The organism is Leucobacter sp. NPDC015123 (genome assembly GCF_043080205.1).
Lineage (GTDB): Bacteria > Actinomycetota > Actinomycetes > Actinomycetales > Microbacteriaceae > Leucobacter > Leucobacter aridicollis_A.
Genome location: NZ_JBIBVH010000002.1, coordinates 266652 through 284844, shown reverse-complemented (window position 1 = coordinate 284844; position 18193 = coordinate 266652). Strand labels below are relative to the sequence as shown.

The following is an 18193-nucleotide window of genomic DNA, read 5'->3' as shown; positions in this document are numbered from 1 at the left end:
CTGTGAGAACGTCGCGGAGTTGTCCCCGCCAGAACGCGCCCACGACACAAAAACCCCGGCTGCCCTGCAGCAGGGAAGCCGGGGTCTCACGGAGCGGCGCGCACCTGGCTCGGTGCAAGCGGCTAGGCGGCCGCGCCGGCCTCACGGATCGTCCGCATCGCGTCAGCGAGGTGCAGGGCAGCCTCGGCTGCCTCAACACCCTTCGACTCGATGGAGCCTGGCAGGCCCGAACGATCGAGCGCCTGCTGCTCGTTGTCCGTCGTGAGCACGCCGAAGCCAACGGGGCGGCTCGTGTCGAGCTGCACGCGAGTGAGTCCGTCGGTCACGGCGCTCGAGACGTACTCGAAGTGCGGTGTGCCGCCGCGAATGATGACGCCGAGGCAGACTGCCGCGTCGAACCCGCCGCCCCCCTGCGCCACCGGAGTGAGCGCTGCCTGAGCGGCTGCGGGCAATTCAAACGCGCCCGCGACCCTGAAGAGCGAGTGCGTGGCGCCCGAAGCGGCAACTGACGCCTCTGCGCCAGCGATGAGACCCGTCATGATCTCCGTGTGCCAGCTTCCTGCGATGATTGCGACGCGCATCCCTGTCGCGTCGACGGCGAGCGTTGGGGCTCCTGCTCCACTCATTTCTGGTGTCCTCTGTTCTTAACTCGTGTGGATAGTGCGTATCGAATGCGCCGGTTTAGAGTTCGCCCTCAGGCAGCGCGTGTCCCATTCGGTCACGCTTGGCCTGCAGGTAGCCTCGGTTCTCGTCGGTCACTCCGACGAACAGCGGCACCCTGTCGGCCACTGCAAGCCCGTGTGCCTCAAGCTGGGCAACCTTATCGGGATTGTTCGTGAGCAGCCGCACGTCGCTGATGCCGAGGTCGGAAAGGATCTCGGCAGCTGCCGTGTAGTCGCGCGCGTCAGCTGGGAGCCCGAGCTGCAGGTTCGCGTCGAGAGTGTCGACGCCGCTCTCCTGCAGCTGGTAGGCGCGAAGCTTGTTTGCGAGCCCGATCCCGCGTCCCTCCTGGCCACGGAGGTACACGACTACGCCCCCGCGCTCGTGAATGAGATCGAGCGCAGCGTCGAGCTGCGGCCCGCACTCGCACTTGAGCGATCCGAATGCCTCACCAGTGATGCACTCGGAGTGGACGCGGACAAGTGCGCCCTTGCCTGGCATCGCACCGTCTGGTCCAGCAGCGACGAGCGCGACGTGGTCGACCCCGGCACGGCGGTCACGGTACGCGAGGGCGCGGAAGTCTCCGTGCTCGGTGGGAAGCAGGGTGTCTGCCCGGAGGCTCACGCGGCGCGAGTGTCCCTGCACCGCGGGCGTGCCTGCAGGGTCGTGCTCGTTGAGGTACGCGATGAGCTGCTCGATCGTGATGACTGGAACGCCTTCAGCGCCGCCAAGCTCGATGAGGCCCGGCAGACGCATCATCTCACCGTCGTCGGCGACGATCTCGGCGATGATCGCTACCTCGCGCAGCCCAGCGAGCCGCATGAGCTCCACGGCGGCCTCAGTGTGGCCATCGCGGGCGCGCACGCCGCCGTCGACGGCGCGAAGTGGCAGGATGTGGCCGGGGCGATTCACGTCCGTCGGAACAGCGTCGGGGTTTGCAAGTACGCGCGCTGTCGTCGCGCGGTCGCTCGCGCTGATACCGGTGGTGACGCCATGCGCTGCGTCGACGGTGACTGTGTACGCGGTGCCGCGCACGTCTTCGTTGCGCTCAACCATCATGGGGAGGTCGAGCTTGTCGGCGATCTCGTTTGTCATTGGGGCGCAGAGCAGCCCCGACGAGCGGTGCACGGTCCACGCGATCCACTCGGCTGAGGCGAGCTCGGCCGAGATGATCACGTCGCCCTCGTTCTCGCGGTTCTCGTTGTCTGCGACGATGACCGGGCGGCCGGCCTTGATCGCGGCGATGGCCTCGTCGATCGAGGCGATACCCGCGGTACGTTCAGTAGTCATTCGATGTCCTTTAGCGTGTGTGTGAATCGTGGGAGCAGCTTGCTACGCCTGAGGCGTGAAACTGAGCATGCGCTCGACGTGGCGGGCAATGAGATCGGTTTCGACGTTGACGCGATCGCCTGGGCTGAGCGCGCCGAGTGTTGTCGCTTCGAGGGTCTCGGGAATGAGTGAGACCTCGAACCACTGCTCAGTCTCTGCTACCGGCGAGATCGCCGACACTGTGAGTGAGGTACCTGAAAGCGTCACTGATCCCTTGTCGACGAGCAGCGGGGCGAGGTCGCGAGAGAGCGCGAAACGGAGCGTACGCCAGGCGTCGCCGTCTGCGACGGTGAGCAGCGTCGCGGTGCCGTCAACATGCCCCTGAACGATGTGGCCGCCGAGCCGGGTATCGAGGCGTGCCGCGCGCTCAAGGTTGACCTTGCTGCCGACGCTGAGGTCTCCGAGCGTCGACATCTTGATGGACTGCGCCATGACGTCGGCACTGAAAGTGCCGCGGCCCGTCTCGTCCGCGCCCTGCTCGATGACCGTCAGGCAGACACCAGAGACGGCGATAGAGGCCCCGTGGGTTGCGTCGCTCGTGACGAGCGGGCCAGCGACTGTGAGCCTGAGGGAGTCGCCGAGTGGCTCGATGGCGACGATCTCGCCGATCTCTTCGATAAGTCCGGTGAACACTAGCGGGTCTCCTTCGGTTCGGGCGTTGCAACAATCAAGAGGTCTGGACCCAGGCGCTCGACGCTCGAAAACGAGAGCCTGGCAATGTCTGCCATCGTGTCGATGCCGAGGTCGCTCACCGCGAGCCGTGGCCCACCAAGCAGCGCGGGGGCGACGTAGATGAGCAGTTCGTCGACGAGGCCGAGCCTGAGCAGGGAGCTCACGATATGCGGTCCGCCCTCAACGAAGAGGGAGCGGATCCCGCGCTCGTGAAGCGTCGCGAGGTCGGCGGCAAGGTCTGCACCCGCGAGCCGAATCGGTAGCGACCCGCTCGCAGCGAGTGCCGGGTGGCGCAGCACCTTCGCGCCAGGGGGAATCTCGCGCGCGCCGACAACGACCGGAAACGGTTGGTCGGCGGCTTCGACGAGCAAGTCACCGGTCGGTGTTCGGGCCGTGAGTGACGGGTCGTCGGCGAGGAGTGTGCCTGTGCCGATGAGGATCGCGTCCGCCGCCGCACGGCGCGCGTGGACGTCGGCGCGGGCGGCTGGGCCAGTGATCCACTGGCTTGTGCCGTCGGCGGCGGCTGCGCGGCCGTCGATTGTTTGCGCCCACTTCACGGTCACTGTGGGTCTAGCGGTCATCGTTCACTCCCGCCTGCCGTGCGAGCCAGGGAGCGAGGAATGCGCCGACCTCTGCCGCGAGCACACCACCGGTGACAGCGACGCCGGCAGCGCGGAGCGTCTCGCCGCCCCCGCTCGAGGCCGCCCCGGGGTCAGACAGCCCGAATGCGACGGCTCCAATGCCGCGCGCAAGGAGCGCCTCAGCGCACGGGCCCGTACGACCCGTGTGATTGCACGGTTCGAGCGTGACGACCGCTGTCAGCCGAGTAGCGTCGATGTCATGGGGAAGCGAGGCGAGCGCCATAACCTCCGCGTGTGGGGTGCCAGCTCCCTCATGCCAGCCCTCAGCAACGGTTGCGCCAGCGTCGTCGAGGATGACGCAGCCAACCTGTGGGTTCTCGTCCCGCTCGGGGCCGCGCTCGGCAAGCGCAAGCCCACGACGCATTGCTGCCTCGATCACCTGTGGTGAGAGTGCGTGCGCTGCAGGCATGTCATCCCTTTCGGGTGCCCGGGTATGGGGTGCTCAAGGCGTCGCCTCAGTCACCCGCGTTCCTCCTATCCGGACTTGTGCGTGAGCCAAAGCCCCACACATCACCGTCGGTATCGGAATTTCACCGATTCAGCCCCGCGGATGCGGAGGTCGCGGACTTTCACCGCCGGTTCGGAATCCCACCGACCCCGGAACACCCCATCAGCATAGCGCTCTCCCGCTCACCATGTGTGCAGGATTGCTACGGGCGAACACTGCGGGACGCCCGGCAGGCACATGACTCTGACGACGGCTCGCTCGACCACAGAGGCTCGCGGCGCGACTGAGCTGGCTCAGCCGCGCTGTACCACCGGGATCGCTTGTGTTGGGGGAGCGAGCGGCAGCCGCATCTCGAATGTCGTTCCGGCGCCCTCGTCGCTCACCACTGTGATGCCGCCGCCGTGCGCGACCGCGATCGCGTGCGTGATGTTGAGGCCGAGGCCAACTCCGGGAATCGCGTTCTGCGTCGCGGTGGACGCCCGAAAGAACCTGTTGAAGAGGTCTGCCTGTTCGGCCTTCGGAATACCGATGCCCGTGTCGCTCACGGAGATCGCAACTGCGCCATCGCGCTGCATCCCCGACACCGTCACCCGGCCGCCGCGTGGCGTGAATTTGATCGCGTTCGAGATGAGGTTGTCGATCGCCTGCCCGAGCCGACCGCCGTCCGCCATGACGAAGAGCGGCTCCGCCGGAGTGTCGATCTTTAGCTCAACGCCTTCGCCCTCAGCGTGCGGCCGGGCCGATTCGGTTGCAAGCCGGAGGGCGTCGTAGATATCGACGTGGTGCGGTGTGATTGGGAATCTCCCCGACTCAACCTGCGCGGTGAAGAGCAGGTCGCCAACGAGCGCGAGCAGGCGCTTTGCGTTTCGCTCGATGATGTCGACGAACTCGATCTGCTGGTCTGCGAGTGGCTGCTCGGGGTCGTTGCGCAGCAGGTCGAGGAACCCAATGATGGCGCTGAGCGGGGTGCGAAGTTCGTGCGAGATCATCCCGACGAACTCATCCTTCATCCGGGCGACCTCAGCCTGGCGAGTTTCGTCAGTGACGACGAGTAGATACCCCTGTTGGTTGCCTGCGCCGTCGTTTCTGCGCGTGACCGTGACCCTGGCCGGGATCCTGCTCCCGGCGGCCGTCTGAATTTCGAGTTCTTCGTCGAGCGTTGAGCCGGTGTTTGCGAGCTCGAAAAGCGCGCGAACACTCGGCTCGGCTGGGGTGCTTGGCGGATCGCCTGGGCGCGTGCCCGCGAGCGCCGCGAGCACTGCGGGGGAGAAGAACCTGTCGATACTGACGTCATCGAGGGCCTCGGCTTCGCTGAGGCCCAACATGCGTTCAGCCCCTGGATTCCAGGCGCTGACGAGGCCGTTGCAGTCCGTCGCGATGACGGCCTGGGCGGTGATTGCTGCCCAGAGGCTCTCGTGAGATTCGAGCAGGGTTCGGTAGCGGGTTTCGCTCTCGCGGAGCTGTGCGAGCGCCTGCTCGTTCGCGCGGAGGGCGCGGGTGCGCTCGGAGGCGAGTCGCTCGGCCTGCTCCACGCGCGCGCGTTGCTGGCGGGCGAGCTCGTTGATCACCGCCGCCACTGTGGCGTAGATGAGCGGGACGATGATGCCGCGGAGCAGGTCGGTGCTGTTCTCGGGCGGGTGCGTGATGTAGGGGATGAAAACCATCGCGGCACTCAGCACAAAAACGACTGCAACCTGGCGAATACCGGGTGCGGTCGCGAGCCATGCGATCGGGATGAGCACGAGCGTCGCGAACAGCGACTGACCCGCGCCGGTCGCCGCGCGGAAAAAGGCGAATCCGAGGAAGTCGACGAGTGGTATGAGGAGCACGATTGGGCCCTGAAAATGCCCGCGCGCTGTCAGGAGCACTGCGAAAACCGTGGCCCCGGCGATGAGCGCGCCGGAGAGCAGCATGAGCGTGGCATCGACGGGCGCAAGCCCTGGCACGAGGAACACGGTGGTGAGGGCGAGCAAGAACGCGACAGCCGTCGGAGCCTGCTTGAGCAGCGGACTCGGCTGATCGAAGTTGCGGTACCACCTGACTTCTCGACTGTCGATCACTGGGTGAGCTCCGCAAGTAGGTCGTGCAACATTGCGCCTGTAAACGGTTTGGGAAGCGACGCGTCTGCGCGCGGGTACTCGTCTTCGTCGAGCACTGAGCTCACGATGATGCGGCAGCTCGGAAACCGGGAGCGCAAGATGTCGATGCATTCGCTCCCGGTGACGCCGGGGAGCCTGAGGTCAACGATCGCGAGCGACGGCTGGATCTCAGGGAAGGCGGCGATCGCGGTCTCAGCGTCGGGTGCTGAAAAGACCTCGTATCCCTCGCGCTCAAGCATGCGCCGCAGCAGCTCTGTCTGCTCGGCGTTGTCCTCGACGGTGAGGGCAAGCAAGCTCGGGCTCACCGGAGCAACAGCTCTCGCGCGATGGCTACCGCGGCAACGATGATGAGTGCAATCAGCGCCTGCGGTACGAGCCGCAGCTCGCGCCTCGCGTCGCGCCGAATCTCGTCATCTGATTCGCGTGTACTCATGAAACGACCCTTCCAACCTTCTCGGTCTTCACCCAAGAAGCGTCTGCTCGGCGCCATTCCTTGATGTAGGAATCAACAGTAATGGCACACAGGAGTGAACCATAGCCGCACACGTAAATCAGTAGACCAGCGACAAACTTTCCGCCCGTGAACCGCTCGACCCAGCGCGCGAGCCACGCCCCGAGAAGCGACAGCGGCCCCCACAGGTACAGGATGCTCGAAGTCACGAACCGGTCGCCAGGGGTGAGCCTGCCGAACCACTCGGTGAGTGCCGCGTCTGTCACCCCGGGGAACAACGCAACTGCCATGATGACCATGGCCCCGAGGCCTGGAAACAGGAGCGCCTCGCGCCAGGAGTGGCGAGCGGTGCGCGGGTCGAGTTGCACAGCGAAGAGGATCGAGTACATGTAGGTGCAGGCGGCCACGATCCACATGAAGCTGAAGACTGATTCGGCGATGTCGCTGTGCAGGAGCAGCAGCGCGAACAGTGCGGCGGCCGAGAGCACGAGAAACGCCGGCAGCAGCAGAATGCTGAACCAGGCGACGCCGAACGGAATGCTCCCGAGCTTGTGGGTTCGGCTCGGGCGGAACCAGAGCCGCTTGTAGATCGACGTGAGCTGCACGTTTCCGCGGGCCCAGCGAAGACGCTGCTTCCACAACGCGTCGACGGTGCGGGGCTCTTCCGCGAGCACGACTGCGTGCGGCTCGAACACCATCTTCCGGCCAGTGAGTTGGCTTTCGAACGTTGTCATTGTGTCCTCAGCGAGCGTGCCAGTTGGAATCCGGCCGCCGATCGCTTCGAGATTCGCGCGTGAGTGCAACTGGGCGCCTCCCGCGAGGCAAGCGACGGCGCCGAGCACGTTCTGTGCGCGGCGCGCAGCGAGCTGGGCGATGACGTACTCGATGCCGATGAACCGCGTGAGGTAGTTGCGGTCAGCAGATCCCTCGGCGATGTACGCGGTGACAGCTCCGACGCGTTCGTCGGCGAGGTGCCGCGTGAGCTTGCCAAGCGAGTCGTGGGCGAAGATGACGTCGGCATCCATGATCAGTACAGCCTCGGCCCACGGCTCCGCAAGTACCTTCGAGATCCCGTGGTTCAGGGTGTGCGCCTTGCCCTCTCCGCCAACCTCGCGCCGGAGGTGCACGACGCGACCGGGATGCTGTGCTGCGCGGGCGAGCACAACGTCGGGAGTGTCGTCGGTTGAGGCGTCGTCGACAACGAAGATGCGCAGCTTGTCCTCTGGGTAGTCGAGGGTGAGGAGCCTGTCGATCGACGCTCCGATGACGAGCCCCTCGTTCCAAGCGGGAACGATGACCGCAACGTTTGGTGTGAACGGAGCCGCGCGCCGGTAGTGATTCTTAACAGCGTGAAACGGGAGCACGAGAAACTGGAACGCGGTGTTGAACACTGGCAGCGTACCAACGAGCACGCACACGAGCAGAAGGACCGCGAGGGCGATCTGAAACCCGTTCACGGCGTGGCCTCGGCGTTCAGCAGGAGCTCCCGCACACGGGAATAGCTGCCAACAGTCGCCGCGTCGTGGCTGTCTGTCGAGGCGACGTGCGTCGCGCCGGCCGCCCGGAGAGCTGCGATCGCGCGCGGGCCAGGGCAGCCCCACTTCTCGTTGACTTCAACGTACGTGTCGGTGCGTGCGGCGGTCAGCGCCCACGCTTCGAGGTGCTCTCGCGAGAGGTCATCCTCGCTGAGTCCAACTTTCGGCAGGATCGAGAAGCAGTGGGCGAGCTGGTTGCCTGGGTAGCGCTCCATCGCGGCGATGAGTGCGGCGATGCAGTCGTCGAGGGCGTCAGTGGGGGACAACCCTGCAGAGATGCGCTCGATGATCTCGGTGGGGCCGACAGGGCCCGCAGCTGTCGGGAACTGGTGGTCGGCGATGAGGATCCTGTCGATCCCGGCGGGCAACGCAGGAATGTCGAGCTCGCCTTCGGTGTTCAGAATCTTCGCCTCGACACCGGTGAGCACAGTGAGGCCGTCGGGAGCTTCGAGAGCCGCGACGGCAGCGAGGTATTCGGGGACCCAGGCGGTAGATTGCCGCACGTGGTCGACGAGGCGCACCGTGTGGAGGCCCGCGGCTGCGGCTGCCGTGACGTTCTCGGCGAGAGACGAGCGAGCGTCATCCGAGAACGTTGAGTGCACGTGGAAATCGCCGCCGAGAATCCCTGAGTCTGCGGTGGGTTCGCTCATGCGTCGTCCTGGTGGCCAGCGTGCGCCGACTCAAGTACGTCTGACACCTCGACGACGATGTCCTCGAGGAATCTGACTGCCGCGACCTCACGGAATTCGACGCTCGCCGGAACATCCCTGCCGAGGAACAAGTCAACAACGAGCGATGGAATGTCGACCCCCGCCGAGATCGTGAGTGGGAGCGCACCCGGGAAGCGGGGGTTCACTTCAAGCAGCATCGCGCGCCCGGCGCGGTCTCGGCGCAACTGGACGTTCGCCACACCGGTCAGGCCGATCGCGCGAGCGATCGCTGCGGCGGTTTCCTCAAGCTCAGAGTCGTGCACGGTTTGCCCGGCGATAGCGACGCCCGAGTCTACGCGGGCGCGGGTGCGCGGCACGGCGGCGACCACGTTCCCCGCTGCGTCTGCAATGACGTCCACCGAGTACTCGTCTCCGGGGAGGAGATCCTGCACAATGAGGTTCTCGTCGAACGGGAGCGCCTCAAGCGCCTCTCTGTCGGCCACCACGCGAATTCCGCGGCTGCCAGCACCCTGGCGCGGTTTTGCAAAGGCGGGGAACTCCCAGTCGATCGCGAGCGCTTCCGGGCCGGCAGCGACGGTTCGCGGCGATCTGCCCGTCGACGCGCACCGCTCTGCGAGGGCCAGCTTGTCGAGGCACACGCGCAGCGTGTCTGAGGTCGGCGCCGCGAGGACTGCGGGCGCGAGTTCATCCCTGCGGTCAGCGACAGCAACGAGCTCAACATCGACTGTCGAGATCACGAGGTCGAGCGCATCGCTGGACACGAGCTGCGCGAGCGCTGGGACGAACGAGTCGTCACGCCCAGGCGGCACTAGCCGTCGCCGTTCAGCTGGCACGAGATAGAGCCCGCTCGCCCAGCCATCCATATCGGCTGCGAAGACTTCGAGGTCAGGCCTACGAAGCAGCGAGCGAATCACCGCGACTCCGGCGGGCCCGCCCGCGCCGGTGACAAGTACGCGAGTGGGCATTAGTTCTCCAACCTGAGGCGTTCGTAGCTGTGCGCAAGTTCAGTGCTTTCACGCACAATTTCGAGGGGTTCTACCGCCCTGCCGCCGCCGAACCTGGTCCAGTATCGCGCTGTAGCTGTGACGAAGTCGCGTGTGAGGTAGTCGCGGCTCGCCACCTGCGAGTCAAAACAGGCGAGTAAGTCAAACTTGCGCTCAAGGAAGTCGTCAATGCGCACGAACCGTGTCGGTCTGAAATCAATCGTCGCCGACGGGCTCTGATAGCACGCAACGGTAGCGACGCTTCGTGTCGCGACGATCGTTGCCTCGCTCACGGCGCGATGGTCTTGATGCCTGTCGTTCCCCGAGTGCGTGTACACGACAGTCGGTTGGACCTCGCGCACGACATCCTCGATCAGGCGCACTGTCTGCCCGCTGTTCGGAATCTCGGTGTCGACGAGGTCTTTCAGAAACAGGCGCGCGCCGAGCAATTCGGCAGCCGCGAGCGACTCGAACTGCCGGCTGTCGGCGTCTCCGCCGCGGGCGCCACGCGACAGGGTCAGGATCGTGATGCTGTCGCCGGCGGCGGCGTGAGCTGCGAGGATTCCGCCAACTCCGATCTCGACGTCGTCAGGGTGCGCGCCAACTGCGAGCACGGTATTGGGGCGACGCCCAGGCCCGCGCCTGCGCGTCTCCTCGACGAGGCGGGTGACTGCGTCAACGAGTTGGGTGTTGTCGAGCGGCTTCGTCAGAAACTCGTCCGCCTGTGCCCGGAGCGCCGAGACGGCGTAGTCAACGGAGACGTGCGCGGTCATAACGAGTACCGGAACTCCGGGAAACTCGCGGCGAATGTCAGTGAGGAGGTCAATGCCGCTCGCGCCGGGCATCTCAATGTCAGTCACGACGATGTCGGGGCGCGACGCACGCGCTTGCTCGAGCGCCCGAGCCGCGTCGTGCGCGACAGCGACAGTTGCTCCTGCCCGGCGCTCGAGCACAGTTTTTACGAGGAGCGCGACGTCTGGATCGTCGTCGACAACGAGTATGTGTAGCCCGGCCATCTCGCGTCCCCCTCTAGCGAATTAGCTCGACTTTAGCGCATCAGACCGACCCGGTCATAGACCAGATTGAGGGTTGAGTTTGCGATCTCGTTCGCGCGTTCAGCGCCGCGTGCGAGCAGCCTATCGAGCTCAGCCGGATCGGCCATGAGCTCGGTTGTGCGCTCGCGTACTGGCGCGAGGGAGTCTTCCACGACCTCGGCCACGGCCTTCTTCAGGTGACCGTACCCGAGCCCCGCAAACTCCTCCTCGATCGACTCGATTGAGCGCTCGGCGAGCACCGAGAAGATTGTGAGCAGGTTTGAGACGCCCGGCTTAGTCGCGCGGTCGAACCGAATCTCGTCGCCGTCGTCGGTGACCGCGCGCATGATCTTCTTCTTGGTGACGTTCGCAGGGTCAAGCACCTTGATGAGGCCTGCCTCGGTCTCGGCCGACTTCGACATCTTTGCTGCTGGGTTTTGCAGGTCGTAGATTTTTGCGACCGTCTTCGGAATCTGCGCCTCTGGCAGCACAAAGGTCTCGCCGAAGCGCGAATTGAAGCGGTTTGCGAGATCGCGGGTGAGTTCGACGTGCTGGCGCTGGTCTTCGCCGACTGGCACCGACTCCGCCTGATAAAGCAGGATGTCTGCCGCCATCAGAATCGGGTAGGTGAACAGTCCGACAGAGGCTGCATCAGCGCCGTGGCGCTGCGACTTGTCCTTGAACTGCGTCATGCGCCCGGCCTCACCGAACCCTGTCAGTGTGTTCAGCACCCACGCGAGCTCGGCGTGCGCTGGAACGTGCGACTGGATGAACAGCGTCGACTTCGCGGGGTCGATGCCTGCCGCGATGTACTGTGCCGCGGTGCGGCGGGTGCGCATGGCAAGCTCTGCTGGGTCCTGCGGCACGGTGATCGCGTGCAGGTTCACGACGCAGAAGATCGCGTCGAAGTCCTCCTGCATTTTCGTCCACTGGCTCAGGGCGCCAATGTAGTTGCCGAGCTGGAGGGAATCGCTCGAGGGCTGCATGCCCGAAAAGATGACTGGCTTTGAATCGCTCATGTGAGATCTAACGTGTTTCTGTGTGAAGTATGGATCGCGTGGCCGCGGCGACGCGGTCAGATGCGGTAATCAACGACGACTGGAGCGTGATCCGACCATCGCTCGTCGTAGGCCGCGGCGCGGTCGATCTTGTAATCGAGTACCCGCTCGCCGAGCTGCGGGGTCACGACGTGGTAGTCGATGCGCCAGCCGGTGTCGTTGTCGAATGCCTGGCCGCGGTTTGACCACCACGAGTACGGTCCATCGACCTCGCCAGCAAACGTGCGCCCAACGTCGACCCAGCCGTATCCCTCACCCTCAGAGCCGTCGACGCCGGTGACGAGCTCGCCGCGCGGGCCGAAGAAACGGTCGAAATATGCTCGCTCCCTGGGCAGGAAGCCGCTCTTCTTCACGTTGCCCTTCCAATTCTTGATGTCGAGCTCGCGGTGCCCAACATTGAAATCCCCAACGATCGCAGCGAAGTCGCGCTCGCTTGCAAGCTCGATCATTCGCGCCCCCATGGCGTCAAGAAACGCCCACTTTGCCTCCTGGCGCGGCGTGTCTACTTCGCCCGAGTGCGTGTAGTTGCTGACGACGGTGAGCTGGGAGTCGCCGAACGCGAAGTCGGCCTCGAGCCAGCGGCCTGACGACTGCACGCGATCCTGATCGTCCGCTCCACCCAGGCCGACGCGGTGCGCAAGCGCGGGAACTCGGCTCGCGATCGCAACGCCCGCGCGGCCCTTGATCTCGCACGGGTCGTGCAGCCAGTGCCAGCCCGCGGCACCGAGGAACTCCTCGAGGTGCTCGTCCTGCGCGCGCACCTCCTGCAGCGCCAACACGTCGACGTCCCGTTCAGCGAGCCAGTCGCCCATGCCTTTGCGGTAGGCGGCCCGGATGCCGTTGACGTTAACCGACGCGACGCGAAGAGATTCAGACATGGCATCAAGTGTAGAGGTGCGACACGCGACACTCCACTGACCCTCAACGAGTACTTGAGGGTTTAGACTCTCCGGCTTGACATTCAACGAATGACAAGGGTGTAATTATTTAGGTAATGCGGCGTGTCAGCGTCGCAAACGCAGAGATTTCGAGAAAGGAGCGCACCCATGGAACAAGCTTCAGGGCCAGGCGTTCCCGGCGACTGGTTTGTCGATCCGGTATTTCTCGGCACCCCAGGAATTCGCCGTCAGGCAGAAGATGAGGCTCTTGCATGGCAGTCTGACGCGCTCTGCGCGCAGACCGACCCAGAATCGTTCTTCCCAGAAAAGGGAGGGTCGACCCGCGAAGCGAAGCGAATCTGTGAGACATGCGAGGTGCGCTCGGAGTGCCTCGACTACGCGCTCGAGAACGACGAGCGGTTCGGCATTTGGGGCGGGCTTTCAGAGCGCGAACGCCGCAAGCTGCGCCGCGAGGCCGGCTGAGCTTTGCGCTCCTCGGCATGCCCCCAGTTTGAAACCATGCCACCCCTTCTAGACTGACGGCGTTATGCGCAGCACAGTTACCGCAGTCATTGTCGCTTCTCAAGGTGGGGAGTGGCTCGATGAGACGATCGCAGGGATCGCCTCTCAAACGCGGCGCCCAAACGCCATCGTCGCCATCAACAACGGCGGCGCCGAGCGGGTCGGCACCCAGCTCGTACACGCCAACTTCGGTGGTGCCGAGGCGTCGCGGGTCATCGGCATCCCGTCGCGCGTGTCATTCGGGCGCGCCGTTGCCGCGGCGCTTTCCGCCGTGCTTCCCGGATCAAACCCGGCTGAAGAGTGGATCTGGCTGCTGAGTGAAGACTCCTGCCCAGAGCCCGAGGCGCTCGAGCGGATCCTGTCGAGCGTGCAGCGCGCGCAGTCAGTTGCCGTCGCCGGCCCGAAACTCGTGGACTGGGATCACCCCGAGCGCATCATTGAGCTCGGACAGAGTCTCACGACGACTGGCTCTCGCTGGCTGCTCAGGAGGCAAGAGCTCGACCAACAACAGTACGACCACCTTGAGGACGTGCTCGGCGTCGGCCCTGTCGGCATGCTCGTTCGCCGCGACGTGTGGGACGAGCTCGGCGGATTCGACCCAGCCTTCACAAGTTATGACGACGCGCTCGACTTCTGTGTGCGCACCCGTCTCGCCGGCTACAGGGTCGAAGTGTCGCCAGAGTCGCGGGTGCGCTTCGCCAGAAGCGGCGTCGCCGGGCCGCACATCGACAGGTCCCGCGGAGTGCTCCGCACCGCCCACAGGCAAGCTCGAACCGCACACCTGCACCGGCGCATTGCCTACGCGTCAGCACTCCCTGCGTTTCTCATGTGGCTCGGATTGCCACTTCTCGCAATCGTTCGCGTCTTCTGGGCGCTGATTCGCGAGCAACCAGGAAACATGATCGGCGAGTTCGTCGCCGCGCTGACAGTCTTCTTCCGCCCGAAAGCGCTTCTCGCGTCGCGCAAACGAGTGAAGCGGGCGTCACGCGTCGGCTGGGCAGCGGTGCGCCCACTGCGCACCGACAGAAAGACAGTGCGCACCGCGCGAATGATCGACCGCGAGGCGATACTTGCCGCCCAGGGGCGTGTTCCGCGCGAGCTCGGGTTTGTCTCGACGGGCGGCCTCGCGGTGCTCGTGGTTACTGCGGTGGCTGCGATCGCGCTTACCTGGTGGGCAATCGCCCAAACGAGCCTGTTCGGGGGTGGCCTTGCGCCGCTCAGCCCTATCGGCGAGCTCTGGCATCACACCCGCACACTCGACGGCGTTCCCGCCGACCCGTTCGCCTGGGTGCTCGCAGTGCTCGGGTCTGTCACGTTCTGGAACCCCTCGCACGCGCTCGTCATCCTGCTCATCATCGCAATTCCGCTCTCGGCGCTCGGCGCCTGGATCTGGGCGGCGCAGATTGCAGAGTCGGGGGCGGCGCGGGCAGTTGTCGCCATCGGGTTCGCTCTGAGCCCCGTGCTGCTCGGTTCGATCGCCTCGGGCCGAATCACCACGCTGATCCTGGCCGTCGTAATGCCGTGGTTGCTTCTCGCCGCCACCCGCTGTCGCGAGTCCTGGAGCTGGGCTGGCACTGCGTCGCTGCTCGCTGCGGTTGCCCTCGCGAGCGCCCCCGTGCTCATCCCGGTCGCGCTCGTTTTCCTCGTCGTCGGCGTATTCTCCAGTCTGCGCGGCGCGCTGCGCGTGCTGTCGATCGCCATCGCTCCACTCGTGCTCTTCGGCCCGAAGATCATCGCGACAGTGTTCGGCGGGCGACCGCTCGACCTTCTCGCTGACCCAGGGATCCCACTGCCGTACACACCGGGTACGACCTGGCACCTGCTGCTCGGGTTCCCAGAGTTCGGCCTCGACGGCTGGGGACGCATCTTCGAGACAGTCGGGCTCGGTAACCTACCCGCGACACTCCTCGTCGGCGTGCTGATGCTTCCGATCGCACTCCTGGCCCTGCTCGGTCTCTACACCGGGAAGGTCGCTGCAACGCTGCTGCATGCCCTGTTCGGTGGGCTCGGAATAGTCGCGGCGGTCGGATCAACCCAGCTCATGCTCACCACGTCGGGTGACACCCCGATTGCGGTCTGGACGGGTTCTGGCCTCGTGCTCTACTGGCTCGCCGTACTCGGGCTCGCAGCTCTCGGCGCCGAAACGGCGCGACGTGCTGCGCCTGCGGTCGTCGCAGTCGCGCTCGTCGCAGCGGTCGTTGCTGCAGGGCCGATCGCGGTGCGCCTTGTCACAGGCAACGTGCCGATGGGCCCAGGGGAGTCTCGGATGCCCGCGCTCGTCCAGGTCGCTGGAGAACAAAACCCAAACACCCGCACACTCGTACTCAGTGCGTCAGGTGAGGGAGCCATGCGCGCCGAAATTGTGACAGGCGAGGGTATCGAGCTTGACGATTTCCGCACGTCCGCGCGCCTCTCTGACCCGACCCACGACGACAAGCAGCTCGCCGAACTCGTTGGCTCGCTCGCGAGCATCGGTGGCGGCAGCGTCGCCGACGCGCTGAACGCCGAGCGCATCACCTACGTGCTACTGCGGTCAGGGAATGAGCCGAGCGCGGAGACCGAGCTTCAGCGCACGCTCGACCAGCACCCCGAACTCGCGAGCGTCGGTACGACCGAGCAGGGACTCCTCTGGCGCGTCTCAGATGCCGCAACAGGCCATGAAGCTGAGGGGGACGAGTCTGCCGCGCTCGTCGGGACTTCGTTCGGCGGGCAGACTGTCTGGACCGTGCAGCTTGTCCTGCTGTTCGCAATGCTGCTGCTCGCGCTGCCCACGGGCGAGGTTGTTGAGCGCCCTGAGCGACGCAAGCGTCCGAAGCGGGTGCGCAAGCGCGCGAGTAAGCGAGCAGAGCGCCGCGCCGCTGCCGCTGTGACCGCCGGTGCAGGCGCACCCCTACCTTCCGCTGTCGCGGAAGGGGCTGTTCCCGCGGTTGCCGGGGCCGAGGTCACTGAGACGGCTGCCCCCGCCGTGGATATGGGCGACGAGCCGCAGGCATCTGCCGCGCCTGCCGCGCCTGAGGTGTCCGAGGTACCTGAGGTGTCCGAGGTGTCCGAGGCGGCTGAGGGTTTCTCCGATGCTGGTGAAGGTGCAGAATCCGACGACGAGTCACCGGCCGAGGTCCTAGCTGAAGCTGACGAAGACATCGACCCGGCTGATCCAGCGACGGACATCGACCCGGCTGATCCTGCGGGGGACACCGAACCGGCTGGATCAGCGGAAGATGCGCGCTCGACCGATCCTGACGGGGATTCCCACCTCGCCGTGACGTCGCAGGCCGCAGCGGTCGACGCGCCGAATGCGGGCGTCGAGGAAGCGACAGACGCAGAATCGCGAGACGCAGACGAGCAGCTCGGGGAGGGCAAGTAGATGAGCACAAGCGAGAGGTTTGTTCGCGGCGGCGCCCGTGCGCTCACAGGGCTCATCATCACCGGAGCTGCCGCAGCCGGGGTGTTACTCCTCGGAACGGTTCAGCTTCCGAGCGTCGAGCGCGCCCCGCACGCAGTCACGGTGAGCACGACACAGACAGGCGAGCGCAGTATTGTGTGTGCTGGCGCATTCGCAGAGCTCGGCGCTGATCCTTCTCGCCCCGACGTCGCCGTGCCGGTAGGCGAGGCAACTGTGGTCGTGAGCGGAGACGGTGAACTCGGCACGCTCGGGGGAGGGGAGGGCGCAGCCGCGAGTGGAGCTCGAGTGCTCACCGGCGCCGCGCAGGCCTCGCTTGCTGCCGCCCAAAGCCAGAAACTCGCCTCAGCATCACTCCGCGGCGCAACCGCGAGTGCGTGCGTCGAACCCGTCAACGAGCAGTGGCTCGTCGGCGGAGCAAGCACGCTCGGACTCTCGACGACGCTCAGCCTAGGCAACGCGAGCGAGGTTCCCGCAACCGTGCAGATCACCGTGTTTGACGAGAACGGCGAGATCGACGCAGTGCAAACCTCGGGAGTGATCGTCGCCCCGAACTCCGAACAGATCGTTTCGCTCAACGGGTATGCGCCCAACCGAGAGCGCCTCGCAGTGCGAGTGACAAGCACGGGGGCACCTGTCTCGGCAAGCCTCGGGGTCGCACGAGTGGACGGCATCGTCCCTGTCGGAACCTCCGTAGTCACTCGGCAGCTTCGCCCCGAGCAGCTACTCGTCATTCCAGGAGTCGCGAACGAAGACTCGCACGACCACGAAGAGGTACCAACTGACACTGGGCCAGCTGACCGCTTCCCGGTACTCGTGCACGCGATCACCCCAGGAGATGTCGCAGGCAGCGGCACGGTCTCAGCAATCGACGCCAAGGGTGTTCGCACGCAGCTCGGCGTCATCGAGCTTGAACCCCGCGTCGTGGGGGCGCTTGCGATTGAGTCGTGGCCGCACGACGCAACCGCAATTGTTGTAGACGCCGATGTGCCTGTCTTCGCGGGAGCCGAGGGTGCCGCGAACTCGGGTGAGACTCACGACTTCCAGTGGTTCGCGCCGGCCCCGACGATTCCGGCGAATACGCCAACTGCAGCCCCGGTGACGCCAGGAGGCGAACTCATCGTCGCAAACCCCGGTGATGTACCCGCCGAGGTCACCGTCGCAGGCGGCAAAGAGCAGCAGGTCACTGTCGCGCCGGGAGCCGCCGTTGTCGTGCCAGGGGCAGGCAGCCGCACACTCACGAGCACCGAGCCCGTACACGCGGGAGTTCGCATGGTCGGGAGCGGCTCGATCGCCGGATACCCAATCATGCCGCGCGCAGAGCACACGGGCCAGCTCACGGTCTACACGCGCTAGCGGTGGCCGTAGACTGGACGGTATGACTTCCAGGACCCCGCGTACGCACGGGCGCCAGACACGGCATGGGCGTCGCCCGATCCGCTCGTCAATCACTGGACCAGCGCTCGCGAATCCGCAGAGCAGGGTGAAGAAGTTCGAGTCTGACGCTCGCGGCGCGGTCGAGTTCTTGCAGCGAGCGTTCCCCGAGGAACTCCACGGCGTGCAGATCGGCTTCCAAACCGTGCCTGCTGCCGCAGGCGAGAGCTCAATGCCGATGCTTTACTCGATCGACCGAGACGCAGCAAGCATCATGCTCTATCGAATGCCGATTCAACGCAGCAAGGGGCTGCACGTTGATGACGACGAGCACCGTCGCTACTTCATTGAGCACTGTGTGTACCGTGCTGTGTGTGAGTACCTGGGACGTGAACCTTGGGAACTGCTACCCGGCAGGTTTGACCACTTCTAGGCTTT

16 protein-coding genes and 1 pseudogene are annotated in these 18193 nt (G+C 65.4%); 4 read left to right on the top strand and 13 right to left on the bottom strand.

What is annotated here, in order from left to right:
* Positions 1–122: 122 nt before the first annotated feature.
* From ribH to ACF07D_RS05045, 13 genes and pseudogenes are all read right to left on the bottom strand, one after another.
* Positions 123–626, bottom strand: a complete 504-nt coding sequence (gene ribH / locus ACF07D_RS05105) for a 6,7-dimethyl-8-ribityllumazine synthase (protein WP_255808417.1) — start codon at positions 624–626, stop codon at positions 123–125.
* Between the two features lie 55 nt (positions 627–681).
* A complete protein-coding gene (gene ribA / locus ACF07D_RS05100; protein WP_391504142.1) occupies positions 682–1950 on the bottom strand; it encodes a GTP cyclohydrolase II in 1269 nt (422 codons plus the stop codon).
* A 42-nt stretch (positions 1951–1992) separates the two neighbouring features.
* Positions 1993–2622, bottom strand: coding sequence for a riboflavin synthase (locus ACF07D_RS05095; RefSeq protein WP_391504141.1), 630 nt, complete (start codon positions 2620–2622; stop codon positions 1993–1995).
* Positions 2622–3711, bottom strand: a pseudogene (ribD, locus tag ACF07D_RS05090) (bifunctional diaminohydroxyphosphoribosylaminopyrimidine deaminase/5-amino-6-(5-phosphoribosylamino)uracil reductase RibD). Before ribD ends, ACF07D_RS05095 begins: the two are co-directional and overlap by 1 nt.
* A 332-nt stretch (positions 3712–4043) precedes the next feature.
* Positions 4044–5810 (bottom strand): ATP-binding protein, encoded by a 1767-nt coding sequence (locus tag ACF07D_RS05085; protein WP_391504140.1) that lies wholly within the window; start codon positions 5808–5810, stop codon positions 4044–4046.
* Complete coding sequence (locus tag ACF07D_RS05080; RefSeq protein ID WP_391504139.1) at positions 5807–6154, bottom strand: response regulator; 348 nt, start codon at positions 6152–6154, stop codon at positions 5807–5809. Before ACF07D_RS05080 ends, ACF07D_RS05085 begins: the two co-directional genes overlap by 4 nt.
* Positions 6151–6282 carry a hypothetical protein gene (locus ACF07D_RS05075; protein ID WP_391504138.1) on the bottom strand — a complete coding sequence of 44 codons (132 nt, stop codon included), beginning with the start codon at positions 6280–6282 and terminating at the stop codon, positions 6151–6153. Before ACF07D_RS05075 ends, ACF07D_RS05080 begins: the two co-directional genes overlap by 4 nt.
* Positions 6279–7757 carry a glycosyltransferase gene (locus ACF07D_RS05070; protein WP_391504137.1) on the bottom strand — a complete coding sequence of 493 codons (1479 nt, stop codon included), beginning with the start codon at positions 7755–7757 and terminating at the stop codon, positions 6279–6281. The genes ACF07D_RS05075 and ACF07D_RS05070 overlap by 4 nt, the downstream gene beginning before the upstream one ends.
* Positions 7754–8485, bottom strand: coding sequence for a PHP domain-containing protein (locus ACF07D_RS05065; RefSeq protein WP_391504136.1), 732 nt, complete (start codon positions 8483–8485; stop codon positions 7754–7756). Before ACF07D_RS05065 ends, ACF07D_RS05070 begins: the two co-directional genes overlap by 4 nt.
* A complete protein-coding gene (locus tag ACF07D_RS05060) occupies positions 8482–9471 on the bottom strand; it encodes an ATP-grasp domain-containing protein (RefSeq protein ID WP_391504135.1) in 990 nt (329 codons plus the stop codon). The genes ACF07D_RS05065 and ACF07D_RS05060 overlap by 4 nt, the downstream gene beginning before the upstream one ends.
* On the bottom strand, positions 9471–10505 hold the full coding sequence (locus ACF07D_RS05055) for a response regulator (RefSeq protein ID WP_391504134.1): 1035 nt from the start codon (positions 10503–10505) through the stop codon (positions 9471–9473). The genes ACF07D_RS05060 and ACF07D_RS05055 overlap by 1 nt, the downstream gene beginning before the upstream one ends.
* Positions 10506–10537: 32 nt before the next feature.
* Positions 10538–11542: a tryptophan--tRNA ligase gene (trpS, locus tag ACF07D_RS05050; protein ID WP_391504133.1), complete on the bottom strand. Its 1005-nt coding sequence runs from the start codon at positions 11540–11542 to the stop codon at positions 10538–10540.
* Between the two features lie 56 nt (positions 11543–11598).
* Complete coding sequence (locus tag ACF07D_RS05045) at positions 11599–12459, bottom strand: exodeoxyribonuclease III (protein WP_391504132.1); 861 nt, start codon at positions 12457–12459, stop codon at positions 11599–11601.
* A 168-nt stretch (positions 12460–12627) separates the two neighbouring features.
* Here ACF07D_RS05045 and ACF07D_RS05040 point away from each other — a divergent pair, with 168 nt between their 5' ends.
* The 4 genes from ACF07D_RS05040 (at position 12628) to ACF07D_RS05025 (ending at position 18188) form a co-directional block, all read left to right on the top strand.
* Positions 12628–12942, top strand: a complete 315-nt coding sequence (locus tag ACF07D_RS05040) for a WhiB family transcriptional regulator (RefSeq protein WP_119282826.1) — start codon at positions 12628–12630, stop codon at positions 12940–12942.
* Positions 12943–13006: 64 nt separating this feature from the next.
* A complete protein-coding gene (locus ACF07D_RS05035; RefSeq protein ID WP_391504131.1) occupies positions 13007–16345 on the top strand; it encodes a glycosyltransferase in 3339 nt (1112 codons plus the stop codon).
* Positions 16346–17737: a DUF5719 family protein gene (locus ACF07D_RS05030; RefSeq protein ID WP_119282828.1), complete on the top strand. Its 1392-nt coding sequence runs from the start codon at positions 16346–16348 to the stop codon at positions 17735–17737.
* Between the two features lie 22 nt (positions 17738–17759).
* Entirely contained in the window at positions 17760–18188 is a 429-nt protein-coding gene (locus tag ACF07D_RS05025; protein ID WP_255808410.1) for a metallopeptidase family protein, read from the top strand.
* The last annotated feature ends 5 nt before the right edge of the window (positions 18189–18193 follow it).

Excerpts from the sequence above, each read along its gene's own strand:
- ribH (WP_255808417.1), bottom strand. The coding sequence starts at position 626 with ATGAGTGGAGCAGGAGCCCCAACGCTCGCCGTCGACGCGACAGGGATG.
- ribA (WP_391504142.1), bottom strand. The coding sequence starts at position 1,950 with ATGACTACTGAACGTACCGCGGGTATCGCCTCGATCGACGAGGCCATC.
- ACF07D_RS05075 (WP_391504138.1), bottom strand. The coding sequence starts at position 6,282 with ATGAGTACACGCGAATCAGATGACGAGATTCGGCGCGACGCGAGGCGC.
- ACF07D_RS05065 (WP_391504136.1), bottom strand. The coding sequence starts at position 8,485 with ATGAGCGAACCCACCGCAGACTCAGGGATTCTCGGCGGCGATTTCCAC.
- ACF07D_RS05060 (WP_391504135.1), bottom strand. The coding sequence starts at position 9,471 with ATGCCCACTCGCGTACTTGTCACCGGCGCGGGCGGGCCCGCCGGAGTC.
- ACF07D_RS05055 (WP_391504134.1), bottom strand. The coding sequence starts at position 10,505 with ATGGCCGGGCTACACATACTCGTTGTCGACGACGATCCAGACGTCGCG.
- trpS (WP_391504133.1), bottom strand. The coding sequence starts at position 11,542 with ATGAGCGATTCAAAGCCAGTCATCTTTTCGGGCATGCAGCCCTCGAGC.
- ACF07D_RS05045 (WP_391504132.1), bottom strand. The coding sequence starts at position 12,459 with ATGTCTGAATCTCTTCGCGTCGCGTCGGTTAACGTCAACGGCATCCGG.
- ACF07D_RS05040 (WP_119282826.1), top strand. The coding sequence starts at position 12,628 with ATGGAACAAGCTTCAGGGCCAGGCGTTCCCGGCGACTGGTTTGTCGAT.
- ACF07D_RS05035 (WP_391504131.1), top strand. The coding sequence starts at position 13,007 with ATGCGCAGCACAGTTACCGCAGTCATTGTCGCTTCTCAAGGTGGGGAG.
- ACF07D_RS05030 (WP_119282828.1), top strand. The coding sequence starts at position 16,346 with ATGAGCACAAGCGAGAGGTTTGTTCGCGGCGGCGCCCGTGCGCTCACA.
- ACF07D_RS05025 (WP_255808410.1), top strand. The coding sequence starts at position 17,760 with ATGACTTCCAGGACCCCGCGTACGCACGGGCGCCAGACACGGCATGGG.